The following is a 16148-nucleotide window of genomic DNA, read 5'->3' on the forward strand; positions in this document are numbered from 1 at the left end:
TGTGCTATCTCACTGCCGATAGATGCGGTCCATCACGGCCCGGTGTTCGGCCATCGCCGCCTCGACATCGAAAGAGGCGAAGTCGCCTCTCGCGATAATCTGCCGGCCGTTGATGTAGGAATAGTCGACCTTGAAGGGTCCGCAAAGCACCAGCGCGGCGAGCGGGTCGCGCTCGGTGCCGGAAAGGCCGAGTTGGCTGCGTTTGACCGCGATGAAGTCGGCGCACATGCCGGGCGCGAGATGGCCGATGTCATTGCGACCGAGCAGGGCAGCGCCGCCGCGCGTCGCCATTTCGAGGGCCTCGCGCGCGGACAGCGCCGTCGGCGTGCCGCCGAAACCGCCGCGGCCGCCGGGCTTTTCGGAGAGGTAGTGGTGCGGCGCGACACGCTGAAGCATCAGCGCCAGCCGCGCTTCCATGAACAGGTTCGACGTGTCGTTCGAGGCCGAGCCGTCGACGCCAAGGCCGACCTTCACGCCCTTGTCGAGCATCTCGCGGATCTTCGCGATGCCCTGGCCGCAGCGCATGTTAGCCGACGGGCAATGGGCGACCCCGGTGCCGGTTTCGGCGAAGCGGTCGATCTCGTCGCCGGTCATGAAAATCGAGTGGGCGAACCAGACGTCGTCACCGAGCCAGCCGACGGATTCGGCGAACTCGACCGGCCGCTTGCCATAGATTTCGAGGCAGTACTTCTCCTCGAAAAGCTCTTCGGCAAGGTGCGAATGCAGGTTCACGCCCTTGTGGCTGCGCGCCAGCGATGCCGCATCGCGCATCAACGCCGGAGTCACCGAGAACGGCGAGCAAGGAGCCAGGATGATTCGGCTCATCGAATGCCGCGACGCGTCGTGATAGCCGCCGATCAGCCGTTCGGCATCCTTCAGGATATCCTCTTCCTTTTCGACGCAGCGATCCGGCGGCAAGCCGCCCTGGCTTTCGCCGCGCGACATGGCTCCACGCGCAGCGTGGAAACGCAGACCGATATCGCGGGCCGCACCGATCGTCGCGTCGAGCGTGCAGTTGTTGGGCAAGATGTAGAGGTGATCGGAGCTGGTCGTGCAGCCCGAATGGATGAGCTCGGCCATCGCTACGCGCGCCGAGACGCCTATCGCATCGTCGTCGAGCTCGGCCCAGATCGGATAGAGCGTCTTCAGCCAGACAAGCAGCTCGTCGTTCTGAGCCATCACACGGGTGAGATTCTGGTACATATGATGATGCGTGTTCACCATGCCCGGCATGACCACATGGCCCGATAGGTCGAGCACCTCGTCGGCACTGGAGGCACTGAGTTCCGCGGTGGTGCCGACCGCTTCGATGACGTTGTCGTCGATCAACAAGGCGCCGTCGGAAATCTCGCGGCGCGTACCATCGAAGGTGGCGAGCAGATCGATGTTCTTGACAAGCAGGCGGGGCATGATGGTCTCAACGCATGTCGCGGAAATAGGGTTCGCCGAGAGCAGCCGGCGCGGCCATTACCCGGCGCATGCGCTGCCAGGCAAGCACCGGCACGATGATCAGGGCGATCGTGCCGAGATAGGGCAGCATCGACAGGATCGGCGCCGCGATCGGCCAGTTGCGTGCTTGGCCGACGAAGCCGAGAGAGGTGATGAGACCGAACAGCAGAGCGGCCAGCACGGCGTTGAGGGGCCGGTAGCCTGCGAAGATGACGAGAGAGACGGCAATCCAGCCGCGGCCGGCCACGACGCCTTCCGACCAGGAGGGCACGAAGGCAAGCGTGAGGTAAGCGCCGGCGCCGGCCGCCAGCGCCGAGCCCGCGGCGACATACCAGAAGCGGATGCTTTGCACCGAAATGCCGGCGGCGTCGGCTGCCGCGGGGTTTTCGCCCACCGCGCGCATGTTCAGCCCGTGGCGCGTGCGGAACATGATGTAGTGCAGCACAACCGGCAGGACGATGTAGATCAGGTAGACAAGGATGTTCTGCGTGAAGATCGCGCGACCGAGCAGCGGGATGTCGCTAAGATAGGGAATAGCGATCGGCGCGAAGGTCGCCGGCGCCGGCATGCCGGAATAGGCGCGACCGATCGTTGCGGCCATGCCGGTGCCCATCAGCGTCAGCGCCAGGCCGCACAACACCTGGTTCGCTTTGACGACGACGGTGCCAAGAGCGAAGACGCAGCCAACGAGGAAACCGACGGCAAGTGCAAGGACGAAGCCGAGCATAGGGTGCGGCGTGGCGACGACGACCGCGATGCCAGTGATTGCACCGAGCGCCATAAGCCCTTCGACGCCGAGATTGACGACGCCGGCGCGCTCGGAGAGCGTCTCGCCCAGCGCCGCCAGCGCCAGCACGCCGCCGGCGAGAATGGAGGTCTGTATCAGTCCGGCGATCATGTCCATCGGTGTTTCCTCAGCTCGCGGCCGGTTCGGTCCGCGTGATGCGGTAGTGAGCGAGTTCGTTGCCGATCGCCGTGAAGAACAGGATCAGTCCGGTGATGGCGAGCACGGCCGAGACGGTGATGCCTTGCGTCTGCAGGATGATGCCCGAATTCAGGATGACGCCCATCAAAGCCGCGCCTGCGAGCACGCCAAGTGAGGAACCGCGCGCCAGCACCGCGACCATGATGCCGAGATAGCCGAAATTGTTGGAGATGCCGCCCTGCAGGCGATGCACCGTGCCAGCTACTTCCAGCATACCGGCGATGCCGGCGATCGCTCCCGACATCAGCAGGACGACGATCAGGCGGCGGCGGAACGGCATGCCCGCATAAAGCGCCGCGCTCGGGTTCGACCCAGCGACCCGCACCTCGTAGCCCCAGCGCGTGTAGTTGAGCAGTCCTGCGATGACAAAAGTGAGCAGGATCGCCAGCGGGAAACCGTAGTGCACGATACCCCAGAATTCAGGCACGTCATGCGGCAGACGTGCGGTGGTCGCGAGCGCATGGCCGCTCGGGTCGAGCCATGGTCCGGTGGCGACGTAATAGACCATCAGCGTCGCCACGAAATTCAGAAGCAGGGTGGTGATGAGTTCGCTGACATCGGCGTAGGCGCGCGCCAGCGTCGGCACCAGTATCCAGAGCAGCCCGCCGAGCGCGCCAGCGATGAACATAACAGGCAGGATCAGCCAGGTCGGGCCGGGAATGAACAGCGCGACCGCCGTGGCGCTGAAGGCGCCGGCATAGAATTGGCCCTCCGCGCCGATGTTCCAGGCGCCGATTCTCAGCGCTACCCAGACCGACAGGCCGGTCAGGATCAGGGGAGTGACCAGAAGTCCGACGTCTTCCAGCCCGAAGCTCGAGCCAAAAGTCGAGTTGAGCACCTCCCAGGCGAGTTCGACGGGAGCATTGCCGCGAGCGGCCAGAACCAGGCCGGCGACTCCCAGCGCCAGCACGATCGCCAGGGCACGTGCCGCAAAGGCAACGGAGGGCTGCGCGGATGGAACGCGCTGGAGCTTGATCGCCAAGGTCAGTGCTTCCTGGCAGCGGCCTGGGCGCCAGCACTGGACCGCATCTGCCCGCCCATCATCAGGCCGATTTCCTCGATGTCCGTGGAGGCAGTCTCCACCACGCCCATGATCCTGCCATGGAACATCACGGCGATGCGATCCGATAGATTGAACAGCTCTTCCAGCTCCTCGGAAATGAAGAGCACGCCGACGCCGGCATCGCGCAATTCGACGAGATAGTGCATCATCGTGTTGATCGCTCCGACATTGAGGCCACGGCTCGGATAGGCGGCGATCAGAACCTTGCTTGCGATGCGCATCTCGCGGCGTGCGACGAGGCGCTGCTGGTTGCCGCCGGAAAGGTTGCGCATGGGCATGCCGAAATCGGGCACCGCAACGGATGCCGCTTCGGCGATCGTGCGCGCGAGAGCTGCCGCAAGGCGCGGTCGGAACGCGAAGCCCTTTGAAACAGGCGCCGACGCATATTCGCGGATTATGGCGTTGTCGGTGATTGAAAGCGCCGGCGCCAGGCCGCTGTGCAGCCGGTCTTCGGGAATGTGGCCGACGCCGAACTTGGCGTAATCGACCGCGCCGGCGGTCGTGACGTCCTTTCCGCCGAGCAGTATCTGGCCCGAGTGGATCGGCCGTAAGCCGGTGACGACCTGGGTCAGCTCCTTCTGGCCGTTGCCGGCCACACCGGCGATGCCGAGAATCTCGCCGGCATGGATGTCGAGCGAAACCTCGTCGAGAAGGATGCCGCCCACGTCGTCACGCGCGACGACGGATTTGAGGCTGAGCACCGGCTCGGCGGAGATGCCGGCCGCGCCTGGCTGCCTGGCACGCAGATTGCTGAGCACGATCTCACGGCCAACCATCAGGCGCGCCAGCATCTTCTCGCCGCAGTCCGCGGTATTTTCGGTGGCCACCTTGCGGCCGCCGCGCAGCACGGTGATGCGGTCTGATATTTCCAGGACCTCGTCGAGCTTGTGGCTGATGAAGATCACCGCATTGCCCCGGGACACGAACTGCTTGAGCGCCTTGAAGAGCTCGCGCGCTTCCGCCGGAGTAAGCACTGCAGTCGGCTCGTCGAGGATCAGAACACGGGCATTGCGCGCGAGCACGCGTAGGATTTCCACGCGCTGCTGCTCGCCGGTCGAAAGATCGGCGACGCGCGCGGATGGCCGTACCGCGAGGTTCAGCTTGTCGGCCAGTGCGGCAGTCCGCGCCTCGAGCACCGACGAGCCAATACGCTTGGGCGTTTCGGACCAGCCGAGATGAATATTCTCGGCGACCGTGAAGGCGGTCACCAGCTTGAAATGCTGGTGGACCATGCCAATACCGGCGAAGATCGCATCGACTGGTGACGCGAAACGTTTGGCATAGCCGTCGACGACGATCTCACCGGCATCCGGCTGATAGATGCCGGTGAGGATGTTCATCAAGGTCGATTTGCCGGCGCCATTCTCGCCGAGCAAGGCGTGGATCTCCCCCGGCATCACGTCCAGGTCGACATCCTGGTTGGCAACGACGCCGGGGAAATATTTGCTGATGCCCTTGAGCAGCACGAGCGGCGGCGCGCCGGAGCCAGGCTCGTAACGCCCCGGGGAGGTGGACGGCACCTCCATGCCGCCGTAGCGGTGCTCGCTCGAAGCATGATGAACTGGAACAAAATCATTCATCCCGCGTAGCTCTTTGCCTTCTGCCCGCATAGTCTATCCGAAAACTCTGCAATCTTTCGGGATCACGCTTGGAGGCCGCTGACGCCTTCGATCGACCAATCCCAGTTGTAGAGTTCCTCTTCGGTCATGCGATGGCCGGCAGCCACCTTGACGTTGCCCTTGGTGTCCTTGATCTCGCCCTCGAACGGGCTCCAGCCGCCGAGAATCTTGTCGCGCACGGCATCGGCCTGCTTTGCGACCTCGTGGGGCACCGTCTCGCCCCAGGCATCGCGGTCGATACCGCCGCCCATCGGCAGGATGGTCTGCGAGGGTGTCCACTTGCCTTCGAGGCGCAGGCGCACCTGGTCAACATAGAATTTCTTGAAGTCGATGGCGATCGAGGAGACATAGGCCTTCGGCCCGTAGCGGCGGATGTCGGTATTCCACATCACGGCCTTCGCGCCGCGCTGCTCGGCCACCTGCAGATAGCCTGCTTCGTCCATGATGCCGAACAGAAGGTCGGCGCCGTTGTCGATGAGTGCGGTGCCGGCCTGGGTGGCAGCCTGCGGATCGAACCACGAATTGATGACGATGGTCTGCATCGTGGCGTTGGGATTGACCGAACGGGCGCCCATCAGGAAGGCATTGGTGCCGGAAAAGACCGACGGAACAGGGAAGGAGGCGACGTAGCCGAGCTTGCCGCTCTTGCTCATCAGGCCCGCGGCGACACCGGTGACGTAGGTCGGGTACCAGTGGGCGAGATAGTAGGTCGAGAGATTTTCGAGCGGGTTGCGGCCATCGCATTCATAGAAGGCGACGTCCGGCGAACGCTTGGCCACGTCGTAGAGGAAGTCGCCATAGTTGGAGGTGGCAAACACCATGTTGGCACCTTCCGAGACGAACTGGCGGAAGGTGCGGGTCGCGTCGGCCGAATAGGGGATGCTTTCGACGAACAGCGTCTTCAGCTTCGGGAACGCTTCCTGCACGGCCTTCATCCCCTGGTCGTGGCTCCAGGTCCAGCCTTCATCCGTCACCGGACCGGTGTGGCCGAAGGCGATGACCGCGTTTTCCTCGGCGACGGCGGCGAGCGGCGTCTGTGCATGGGCGGGCGTTATGAGGCCGGATTTCGGCAGGAGCAGCGAGGCGCCGGCCGCGGCGCCCATGTTGAGGAAGCCTCGGCGGGAGAGATTGCGCAGGTCGATCATGCTTCGGTCCTTTGTTCCGTGTCGTGTTCAGTTCGGGAGAGACAGTTCGGTTTCCATGAGGCGGTCGATTTCTGCCGACCAGTCGGCCAGCCATGCCTGCTTGATGTCGTCGTCGAGCCATGCTGCGGACAGGCCAGCCAGCGCGATCCGCTTCAGTGCCGGCGGCCCGAGCGCAAAATTTTCGGCGATCAGCGCGTATTCGCGGTCGAGTGTCGTGGCGAACATGGGCGGATCGTCGGAGTGGATCGTCACGGTAAGCCCGGCCTCGATCATGCGGCGGATCGCGTGGTCGGGCGCGGAAAGGTCACGCCAGACGGTGGTGGCCAGCGTCGTGCTCGGACAGCAGGTGAAGACGATGCCCATCTCCCTGCACTGCTCCATCAGCGCCGGGTCGTCGACGACATGGTAGCCGTGGTCGACCCGTCTCAGGCCGAGAATGTCGATGGTGTCGCGGACATAGTCCGCCGGGCCATCCTCGCCCGCATGGTTGGTGACATTGAGCCCGGCAGCCCGCGCTCGCTCGACGATGCGCGCAAACATCGGCGGCGGGTTCGGACGTTCGTCGTAATCGAAGCCGATGCCGATCACCTCAGCCGGGCGCTCGGCCAGAACCATGTCCAGGAAGCGCTCGCCACCTGCCGCGCCGAGCGGCTTCGCATGCGCCGGTATCAGCTTTGCTATAAGCCCATAGCGCTCCTTCGCGCAGTGAAAGCCATCGAGGATGCCTTCGAGCATCGTCGAATAGGCCACGCCATGAGCCAGATGCGCATGCGGGCTGAAGAACAGTTCGACGTAGCGCGCACCGGCCTTCGCGCAGCGCTCCAGGGCCTCGAAGGTGATGCGAGAGAAATCGTCCGCAGTCCTGATCGAGGCGCAAACCAGATCGTAAATCTTCAGGAAATCCAGCAGGTTGCCGTAGCTGTAGAGCTCCGATGTCGGTCTGCCGTCCGGCAGCGGCACCGCGTTCAGCGCCGCCAGCTCGGCGAATGTCTCTGTGGAGACGGCACCCTCGAGGTGCAAGTGCAACTCGACCTTGGGTATAAGCTGAATGAAACTTGACAACGACATCGACGCTCACCCGCCCGGACCGGCAATCCCAAGCCGCACCTGGTTTTCTTGGGCGACGGACGGCTGCCGAGTTGTTCGATAATCGCGGCTTTTTCCAACTGTCCGATCACCTGATACGCAACAGATGTCAGGGAAACGGGGCTTGCACAAGCCAAAAAATGATGCCTAACTAGACACATTCTAAAACTGCCTAAAAAATGTGCAGGCCGGGAGAAATATAGGCATGAAGCACCTACTGGAAGCGCAGAACCTTGCGCCTCCGCCTCAAACAACGCGCCTGCGCTTCGTCGGCCAACTGGTGTCGTCGAGCTTTAGCGAGTTCGCCGACAGGCGTGCCGCTCGGCTCAATCTCGATCTGCTGGTGTACGAAGCCGCGGAGGATTTTTTTGTCGTCCAGGTTTCGGGCCAGCCCGATCTCATCGATGCCTTCGAGATGGCATGTAGCCTGGGACCAATCGACTGTCTGGTGATGGACTGCGAACGGGCCGAAATTCGGGGATATTCCAGAGAGGAAGACGCAGGATGACGATACAGGCTGGATGGCACCCAGTGGCGCTGTCGGGATCGATCGAGCCGGGCAGTTCGGCCGGGATCCGCCTTGGCGGAAACGAACTGGTGGTGTGGCGGGACAACAGCGGCGCAGCGCATGTGTGGGAGGATCGCTGCCCGCATCGCGGTATGAAGCTGAGCTTCGGTTTTGTCCGCGGCGATCATATTGCCTGTCTTTATCACGGCTGGCAGTACGATGCGGCCGGCCAGTGCCGATACATTCCAGCCCACCCCGATCTCAGGGTGCCGGCGTCCATTACCGTGTCTGCCCACAGATCGGTCGAGGCGGCTGGCATGATCTGGACGACGCTGGACCCGGCAGCAGCATTGCCTGAACTGCCTGCCTTGCCAGAGGAGGTGGTGCCGGTCCGCAGCCTGTATCTCGACTGTTCCGCCGGGATGGTGATCAATGTCGTGCAGGCCATGCCGCCCACATCTTCCTCCGGCGGATCCGGCCTCGCTGATCTGAAGGCGCTGAGCGGGACGCTGTTCAGCCTGAAGGTCGGCGAAGAGACGCTGCTTCTTGGCCTGCAGGAGCTGACCGGCAAACGATCGGCCCTGCATGTCGTGATTGACGGACCGGCGGCAAAATATGCCGGCAAGGGACAGGAGCATTTCTTCGCTTGGACGAGTGAACTGCGCCACCACCTCGAGACCGGGCGTGCCGGCGCGACCTCGACGACGCGGGCCGCATGATGGCGAGGATCACGCTCTACAACTACGAGCTGGACGAAAGCTGCTACAAGGTGCGGCTGGCGCTTTCCATGCTTGGCCTGGAATGGCAGACCGTCGCAGTCGATGCATTTCCGGGGGCGGAGCAGAAGACGCCGCCATTCCTGGCCATAAACCCGGCGGGCAGCCTGCCCATTCTCCGCGACGACGAGATGACGATGTTCGGCGCCGAGTCCATCATCGCCCATCTGGCGCGCAGCCACGATTCAACGGGTGCATGGCTGCCGGCGGATGGTGCGGATTTCGCCAAGGTGATGCAGTGGCTTTTCTTTGCTGCCGGCGATCTCGGCGTTGCCGGCGCCGCGCGCCGCCATGCCATGTTCGGTGCCGCCGGCGACGAGGCTGCGTTGCGTGCCGGTGCCGCGCAAGCGCTCCGCGCCATGGACGACCACATGACCGCGCGGGGTTTCGAGAAGAAAGAATGGTTCGCTGCGGACCGCCCGACCATCGCCGACATCGCGCTTTTTCCGGCCTTTGCGCTGAGCCGCGATTTCGGCGTCGACCATGACGAATATCCGCCGCTGCGCCGCTGGGCGCGTCGCTTCCGCGCGCTTCCCGGCTTCATGACCATGCCGGGCATTCCCGACTACCATTGACGCCCAACATCCAACGAGGACGAGGCTAGCAACAGAATGACCTCTCTCACGCGCTTTTCCGTCCAGCCGCTCTCGTCCATGACCCGGCGACTGGCCGGTGTCGCTTCCGGGCGAGCCGATCCAGATCTGGTCATTGCCGGCGCACGCGTATTGTCGACCTATTCGGAGCGCATTCTTCCAGGCCGCGAGATCTGGCTATCGGGAGGACGGATCGCCGCCGTGAAGCCGGCCGGCACCTACAAGGGCGGCAGCGCCCGGATATATGACGCCAGGGGCGGCATCGTCGCGCCCGGCCTGGTCGATCCGCACATCCACATCGAATCCTCGATGGTGACGGCCTGCGCCTATGCCGAGGCGGCGCTGCTCAACGGCACCACGACCCTCTTCTGCGACAGCCACGAGATCGGCAACGTCATGGACGTTGCTGGCATCGAGGCGATGCTGGAGGACGCGCGCCTGGCGCCGTTGTCCATTTTCCTGACGGTTCCGAGCACCGTCCCGGCAACTTCGCCGTTGCTGGAAACGGCCGGTGGCGACCTGACAGCCGAGAAGATCGGCGCATTGTTCGACAAATGGCCGGAAGCCGTGGCGCTCGGCGAGAAGATGGATTTCGTGCCAGTGGCTATGGGCGATGAACGCAGCCATGCCATCCTCGCTGCGGCGCTGAAACGCGGCCGCCCGGTATCGGGACACGTCTATGGACGCGAGTTCGTGTCGGCCTATGCCGCGTCCGGCGTCACCGACACCCATGAGGCGATCGACCGCGAGATCGCCGACGACATGCTCGAAGCCGGCATCTGGCTGTTCCTGCGTGGCGGCCCGCCGACGACACCGTGGCACAGCCTGCCCGCAGCGATCAAGACGATTACAGAACTCGGAGCCTCGCACAAGCGCATCGCGGTCTGCACCGACGACCGCGATGCTGACGACCTGATGCTCTTCGGCCTGGACTGGGTGACGCGCGAGGCGATGAAGGCCGGCATGACGCCGGAGCAGGCCTGGTCGATGGGCTCGCTGCATGGCGCGACGCGCTTTGCAATGGAAGGCGAAATCGGAGGCCTCGGTGGTGGCCGCCGTGCCGACCTGGTGCTGCTCGACGACGGCTTCGATCCCGTCAGCACGTGGTATGGCGGCGAACTCGTCGTCGATGACGGCAAGATCACGCCGCTGCTCGACCAGGCCCTCTCGACCCGCTACCGCTATCCGGACACGGCCTACCACACAGTGAAGCTGCCGAAGCAGATCAAGCTAACGCCGGACCTGCCAACCGGCAAGGTGGTGGCGCATACCATCCGCACCGAACTGCCGGGGATCACGCTCGGCCACCAGAAGATCACGCTCGATCCGGCCAACGACTGGCAGAACCATTTCGACCGCCACGGCCTGTGCTTCGTCACTGTGGTCGAGCGCTATGGCAAGTCGGACGGCAACGTCGCTTACGGGCTGCTCAGCAATTTCACGCTGCGACGCGGCGCCGTCGCATCGTCTGTTGGTCACGACAGCCACAACATCATCATCGCCGGCCTCAACGAGGCCGACATGCAGGTGGCGCTGCGGGCGATCGAGGAAACGCAAGGCGGCGTCTGTGTCGTCGTCGACGGCAAAGTGACTGCCATGGTTGAACTGCCGATCGCCGGCCTTTTGTCCGACAAGCGCGTCACTGAGGTCGCGGAGGAGGTGAAGATACTCAAACGGGAATGGGAGGCGGCCGGCTGCTGCATTCCCTATATGGGCTTCAACCTCATCCCGCTCTCGGTCATCCCCGAAATCCGTATCACCGACAAAGGTCTCGTGCTGGTGCCGGAAATGGAGATCGTCCCCGCCTTCGAGGCCGCCTGAGTGGATCCCTTCCGGCTTGGCCTGGTCTCACCGCGCATCCATTATTTCCAAATGGTCGCGCGGCTGGGCTCGGTGCGCCAGACCGCGCAGGCGCTCAACGTGGCGCCATCCTCTATCAGCCGCGTCATCAAGAGCCTGGAGGACGAACTGGGCACGCCGCTCTTCGAACGCGTGCGCCAGCGACTGAAACTGACCAGCGCAGGCGAGCTTCTGCTCTACCACGCGCGTCAGAGCATCACCGAGTTGGCCCGCGCCTCGTCCGAGATCAACGATCTCAGTGGCCTCAACCGCGGCTCGTTGTCCGTGGCAATCGTGGAGAGCGCGGCGCGCGGGCTGGTGCCGAACGCGCTGAAGGAATTCTGGAAGCGCCATCCGCGGATATCGGTCGATGTGCATGTCGCCGGGTCGCAGCGCGCCTGCGATGCGGTTGCCGACGGCGAATGCGATCTGGCGCTTGCTTTCGACGTGCGCGTGCCGCGCAACGTGCGCAAGATCGCGAGCACGCCTCTGCCGCTGGGCGTCGTCGCTCATCCGGACAGCCGCCTTGCCGGCCGCAAGGAAGTGAAGCTGTTCGATCTTGCCGGCGAACAGGTCATCGTCTCGGACAACAGCCTTGCTTTGGGCATTTCGATCGACGATGCGATCGGGCGCTCCATGATCGACATCACGCGACGGTCGCGGACCAACTCGATCGGACTGATGACCGAGATGGTGCGCCTCAACCTCGGCGTGGTGCTTTGCACCAAGCTCGGCATCGAACCGGAAGTGGCTGACGGATCGCTCGTTTTCGTGCCGTTGCGCGATTCGCGCATGAACCCGCACCGACTGATGCTGCTCGCCCGACTTGAACGCGAAATGTCGGATGCGGCCTCCGCATTCGCGGCGCTACTGGCCCACATGGTCGAGGCACTGCATGATTAGTTGTTGCACTTTGCGCATCGATAAAGCGAGAAATTTGTCTCTATCTCGAACAACTGTGCTTTGCGAGACTTCCCGACCTAAGGGGATGTCATGAAGCAGAGTGCGGTCGACGCGGTCATTCGGGGGCTCAAGCGGGCGGGAGTGAGCATCGTCTGCTACCTGCCCGATTCGCTGTTCAAGGAGCTCTATCCGGCTCTCGATGCCGATCCGGATATCCGAACGATCCGCGTCACCAACGAAGGCGAGGGCGCCGCGATCTGCGGCGGGGTCTTCCTGTCCGGCAAGCGCGCGGCACTGGTCATGGAAAACTCCGGCTTGCGCGCCTCGGTCGAGCCGCTGGCCCGCATGGGCCTCGGGGCGGGCATCCCGGTCGTGATGCTGATGAGCTACCGCGGCGAGCTCGGCGAGAACAATTGGTGGGCAATCCCGCACGGCATCACCATGGAGCCGGTGCTGAACGCGCTGCGCGTGCCGTACCGGATCGTCACCGAGGAGGCGAAGATCGAGCGCGCCATCGTCGACGCCTATTCCTGGTCTTATGCGTCCTACTACCATTCGGCCGTGGCGCTCGGCGGCGAGGTGGTGCGATGAAACGCTTCGACTGCATGAAGGCTCTTGCCGCGCGGCTGAAGGATGAGCTGGTGATCCTTTCGCTCGGCGGCAGCGTTGACGAGTGGTACAACGCCGCGCCGCATATGCGCGAGGCGAGCCTGTTCCAGCAGCAGCTCGGCTGCGTCACGCCGCAGGCCTTCGGGCTCGCCGCCGGCCTGCCGCACCGCCGCGTCGTTTCGCTCGATACGGATGGCGGCCTGCTCTTCAATCTGGGCATCCTGGCCACGCTCGGAAACGAGCAGCCGAAGAACCTCTTCGTGGTGGTATGGGACAATGAGTGCTACCAGTCGATCGGTGGTCCGCCGACCCATACGGCGCTGGGCCGTGTCGACCTTGCCGCGATCGCGCGCGGCGCCGGCGTCGAGAACGCCCATACGGTGCGCACGGTGGAGGAGTTCGACGCGCATTGCGCAAGGGGGCTCGCCGTAGATGCGCCGTATATCGTGATAGCCAAGGTCTCGGGAACGGTCCAGCCGGGCATCAAGCGCAAGCACAGCGACGGCCGCGAGGACAAGTATATCTTCGTCCGCCACGTCGAGGCGACCGAAGGTATCGTCATCATGGGCCCGAGCGAGCACAACTGACGAAACCATGGGCGCCATCCGATCCGTCATCCCCCGACGCGCGCTCAAACCCGGCTACGACTATATCGTGGTCGGCTCGGGTTCCGGCGGTTGCGCGGTGACGCGACGGCTGGTCGACGCCGGTGCGGACGTCCTGCTGATCGAGGCCGGTCCGGCGGGCCTCGGGATGGCCGAGATCGATGATCCCGGCCAATGGGTGCCGCTCGGCCGCGGCGCCTATGACTGGGGCTACAACTACGCTCCGACCACGCGCGTGAACGGCCGTACCATCGGCATCCCGCGCGGCCGCGTTCTGGGCGGCTCAAGCGCCATCAACGCGATGATGTGGTATCGCGGCCATCCGAATGACTACGATGCCTGGGAAGCCGGCGGCGCGAAGGGCTGGAGCTTTGCCGACGTGCTGCCCTATTTCCGGCGCTGCGAGGACTGGCGGGACGGCGCGACTGAATTCCGCGGGGCGGGCGGTCCGCTCCGAATCGAGCGTCCGGAAAGGCTGCACCCGGTCGCTCAGGCGCTGATCGACGGCGCGGGCGAGATCGGCATCCGGGCGATCGACGACCCTAATGGCGCCAGCAACGAGGGGGCTGCTGTCGCGAATTTCAACATCTGCGACGGTAAGCGCTGGAGTTCGGCGACGGGCTATCTCGTGCCGATCCTCGATCACCCGACGCTGACGGTGCTGACCGGTTCCGCGGCCATCGGCCTGACGGTCGAAGGCAGCCGATGCGTCGCGGTCAAGCACCTCGTCGGTGGCGAAATCCGCGAAACACGCGCTCGCGAGAGCGTGGTGCTCGCGGCCGGGGCCATCGACACTCCGCGCATGCTGATGCTGTCGGGCATCGGCGATCCGGTCGAGCTGAAGCGTCTTGGCATCGCAGTCGTTTGCGCTCTGCCGGGCGTCGGCCGGAACCTTCAGGACCATCCGCTGGCGCAGGCCTGCGTCTTCCGCGCGAAACGACCGATCGGACCAATGGTGGGCAATGGCGGCGGCTCGATGGTCAACTGGAAGTCGCGGCTGGATCTGCCGCAGTCCGACCTCCACGCCTTCCCGGTCCAGGGCAACAGCGCCGAACCTGCGATACGCGCGCGCTACGATGTATCCGGCGATGTCTTTTCCTTCGGTGCGGGTCTCATGCGCTCGAAGAGCGTCGGGCACCTGAAGTTGCTCAATGGCAAGCCCGGCGGGCCGCTCGAAATCCAGCCGAACTTTCTGGCGGAACCGGAAGACCTCGACGCCATGGTCGCCGCGGTCGAGATGGTGATGGAGATGGCGGCTGCAAAGGCGAACGCCGATCTCTTCAGCAGCTTTGCCGCACCCGATCGCCGACTGACCCGCACCGAGACCATCGCCTTCATCCGCGATGCGTGCTCGACCTTCTTCCACGTCTGCGGAACCGCCAAGATGGGCGAGGACGCGATGGCTGTTGTCGACAGCCGCCTCGCCGTGCACGGCCTTGATGGGCTGCATATCGCCGACGCTTCGGTGATCCCGACGATCCCGACCTGCAACACCCACGCGCCCGCCACTATGATCGGCGAGCGCGCCGCCGATTTCCTGCTCGCGGCAGCTTGAGGATGTCATGAACGACAGAACGCACACGGATCACTGGCGATGACACGAAGCCTCATCCTTGCGGCCGACACGCTGCTCACTATGGATGAAAATAACCATGTGTTGCCTGACGGCGCCGTGCTGGTCGAGGATGGCCGTATCGCCGCGGTCAGTGCGCTCGCTGCACTGCGTGCGGCGCATCCGGCCGTGGCCGTGAAGAAGCTCGACGATGCCGTGCTCATGCCCGGGCTGGTCAATGCGCATGCACATTCCGGTTTCCTGCGCGGCACGGCGGAGCATCTGCCGGTGTGGGACTGGCTGACGCTCCACATCAATCCGATGCATCGCGTGCTGCAGCCGCACGAGGCCGAGGCGGCGTCACGGCTCTGCTATGCGGAATCCGTGCTCGGGGGCACGACGACCGTCGTCGACATGTGGCGTTTCATGGAGGGCAGCGCCAGGGCGGCCGAGGCGATCGGCAACCGCCTCATCGCCGTGCCTTATGTCGGCGAGCATCCGGACTACGACTACTTTGACACGCTCGACATGAACGAGGCGATGATCGAAGGCTGGCACCGCAAGGCGGGCGGGCGCATCAATGTGTGGGTCGGGCTGGAGCATCTGTTCTATGCGGACGAGGCCGGCCAGCGCCGGGCGATCGACCTCGCAAGGAAATACGAGACCGGCTTCCACACCCATTGCAGCGAGGCTGAGATCGAGATCGCGGAATTTGAGCGGCGTTACGGCAAACGCCCGATGTTCGCGCTGGATGACCTTGGCTTCTTCGAAACCCCGCGCGCCATGATCGCCCACGCCGTCTGGCTCGACCGGGACGAGATCGAGCTTATTTCGAAGCGCCGCGTCTCGGTCGCCCACAACCCCGTTTCCAACATGAAGCTGGCGAGCGGCATCGCGCTGGTGGCCGAGATGCTGAAGGCCGGCGTGTCGGTTGGCATCGGCACGGACGGCGAGAAGGAGAACAACAATTTCGACATGTTCGAAGAGATGAAGGTGGCTTCGTTGCTAGGCAAGCTGAAGGACCTCGACGCCGCCGCAATGGATAGCTGGCAGGTTCTGCGCATGGCCACGATCCTTGGTGCAAAGGCGATCGGCCTCGATCATGAGATCGGCTCGATCGAGGTCGGCAAGCGTGCCGACATCATCGCGGTCCGCACCGATACGCCGCGCATGACGCCGGTCTTCCGCGACGGACCCTATTTCAATCTCCACCACAATCTCGTCCACGCCGTGCGCGGCAGCGACGTGTCCCTGACGATGGTCGATGGCGAGATCCTCGTCGAGCACGGCGTGCTGCGCACCGGCGACCTGCGCGAGATCATTGCCGAAATCCATCGCGTCGCACCTGGCCTGTTCGCCCGGCGCGCCGCCTTCCTCGCCGAGAATTCCGGCGGCAGCCTGCAGTGGACCCAATAA

At 64.2% G+C, this 16148-nt stretch carries 15 protein-coding genes; 9 read left to right on the plus strand and 6 right to left on the minus strand.

What is annotated here, in order from left to right; genetic code table 11:
- Positions 1–9: 9 nt before the first annotated feature.
- The 6 genes from NKI29_RS29190 to add all read right to left on the minus strand — a co-directional run bounded on the left by NKI29_RS29190 (position 10) and on the right by add (position 7329).
- Positions 10–1410 carry an 8-oxoguanine deaminase gene (locus tag NKI29_RS29190; RefSeq protein WP_352798160.1) on the minus strand — a complete coding sequence of 467 codons (1401 nt, stop codon included), beginning with the start codon at positions 1408–1410 and terminating at the stop codon, positions 10–12.
- 7 nt (positions 1411–1417) lie between these two features.
- A complete protein-coding gene (locus tag NKI29_RS29195; protein WP_023674225.1) occupies positions 1418–2353 on the minus strand; it encodes an ABC transporter permease in 936 nt (311 codons plus the stop codon).
- 10 nt (positions 2354–2363) lie between these two features.
- A complete protein-coding gene (locus tag NKI29_RS29200) occupies positions 2364–3416 on the minus strand; it encodes an ABC transporter permease (RefSeq protein WP_502896735.1) in 1053 nt (350 codons plus the stop codon).
- A gap of 2 nt (positions 3417–3418) precedes the next feature.
- Positions 3419–5023: an ABC transporter ATP-binding protein gene (locus tag NKI29_RS29205; RefSeq protein ID WP_352798227.1), complete on the minus strand. Its 1605-nt coding sequence runs from the start codon at positions 5021–5023 to the stop codon at positions 3419–3421.
- 116 nt (positions 5024–5139) lie between these two features.
- The gene (locus NKI29_RS29210; RefSeq protein WP_352756361.1) at positions 5140–6261 is read right to left on the minus strand and encodes a BMP family ABC transporter substrate-binding protein; all 1122 of its coding nucleotides are present in this window, start codon (positions 6259–6261) and stop codon (positions 5140–5142) included.
- Positions 6262–6288: 27 nt separating this feature from the next.
- Positions 6289–7329 (minus strand): adenosine deaminase, encoded by a 1041-nt coding sequence (gene add / locus NKI29_RS29215; protein ID WP_352798162.1) that lies wholly within the window; start codon positions 7327–7329, stop codon positions 6289–6291.
- Between the two features lie 223 nt (positions 7330–7552).
- Between add and NKI29_RS29220 the strand changes: the two genes are divergently transcribed.
- The 9 genes from NKI29_RS29220 (at position 7553) to NKI29_RS29260 (ending at position 16148) form a co-directional block, all read left to right on the plus strand.
- Positions 7553–7855: a hypothetical protein gene (locus tag NKI29_RS29220; RefSeq protein ID WP_352798165.1), complete on the plus strand. Its 303-nt coding sequence runs from the start codon at positions 7553–7555 to the stop codon at positions 7853–7855.
- The gene (locus NKI29_RS29225) at positions 7852–8574 is read left to right on the plus strand and encodes a Rieske 2Fe-2S domain-containing protein (RefSeq protein ID WP_352798168.1); all 723 of its coding nucleotides are present in this window, start codon (positions 7852–7854) and stop codon (positions 8572–8574) included. Before NKI29_RS29220 ends, NKI29_RS29225 begins: the two co-directional genes overlap by 4 nt.
- Positions 8571–9206 carry a glutathione S-transferase family protein gene (locus NKI29_RS29230; RefSeq protein ID WP_352798170.1) on the plus strand — a complete coding sequence of 212 codons (636 nt, stop codon included), beginning with the start codon at positions 8571–8573 and terminating at the stop codon, positions 9204–9206. The genes NKI29_RS29225 and NKI29_RS29230 overlap by 4 nt, the downstream gene beginning before the upstream one ends.
- Before the next feature lie 36 nt (positions 9207–9242).
- Positions 9243–11045: an adenine deaminase gene (locus NKI29_RS29235; RefSeq protein ID WP_352798173.1), complete on the plus strand. Its 1803-nt coding sequence runs from the start codon at positions 9243–9245 to the stop codon at positions 11043–11045.
- A complete protein-coding gene (locus NKI29_RS29240; RefSeq protein ID WP_352692149.1) occupies positions 11046–11966 on the plus strand; it encodes a LysR family transcriptional regulator in 921 nt (306 codons plus the stop codon).
- Between the two features lie 90 nt (positions 11967–12056).
- The gene (locus tag NKI29_RS29245) at positions 12057–12557 is read left to right on the plus strand and encodes a thiamine pyrophosphate-binding protein (protein WP_023674235.1); all 501 of its coding nucleotides are present in this window, start codon (positions 12057–12059) and stop codon (positions 12555–12557) included.
- On the plus strand, positions 12554–13162 hold the full coding sequence (locus NKI29_RS29250; protein WP_352798175.1) for a thiamine pyrophosphate-dependent enzyme: 609 nt from the start codon (positions 12554–12556) through the stop codon (positions 13160–13162). Before NKI29_RS29245 ends, NKI29_RS29250 begins: the two co-directional genes overlap by 4 nt.
- A 7-nt stretch (positions 13163–13169) precedes the next feature.
- Positions 13170–14735 carry a GMC family oxidoreductase gene (locus NKI29_RS29255; RefSeq protein ID WP_352798178.1) on the plus strand — a complete coding sequence of 522 codons (1566 nt, stop codon included), beginning with the start codon at positions 13170–13172 and terminating at the stop codon, positions 14733–14735.
- Positions 14736–14774: 39 nt separating this feature from the next.
- Positions 14775–16148 (plus strand): amidohydrolase family protein, encoded by a 1374-nt coding sequence (locus tag NKI29_RS29260; protein WP_352635256.1) that lies wholly within the window; start codon positions 14775–14777, stop codon positions 16146–16148.

It is taken from the genome of Mesorhizobium sp. M0678, from assembly GCF_040320505.1.
Taxonomy (GTDB): domain Bacteria; phylum Pseudomonadota; class Alphaproteobacteria; order Rhizobiales; family Rhizobiaceae; genus Mesorhizobium.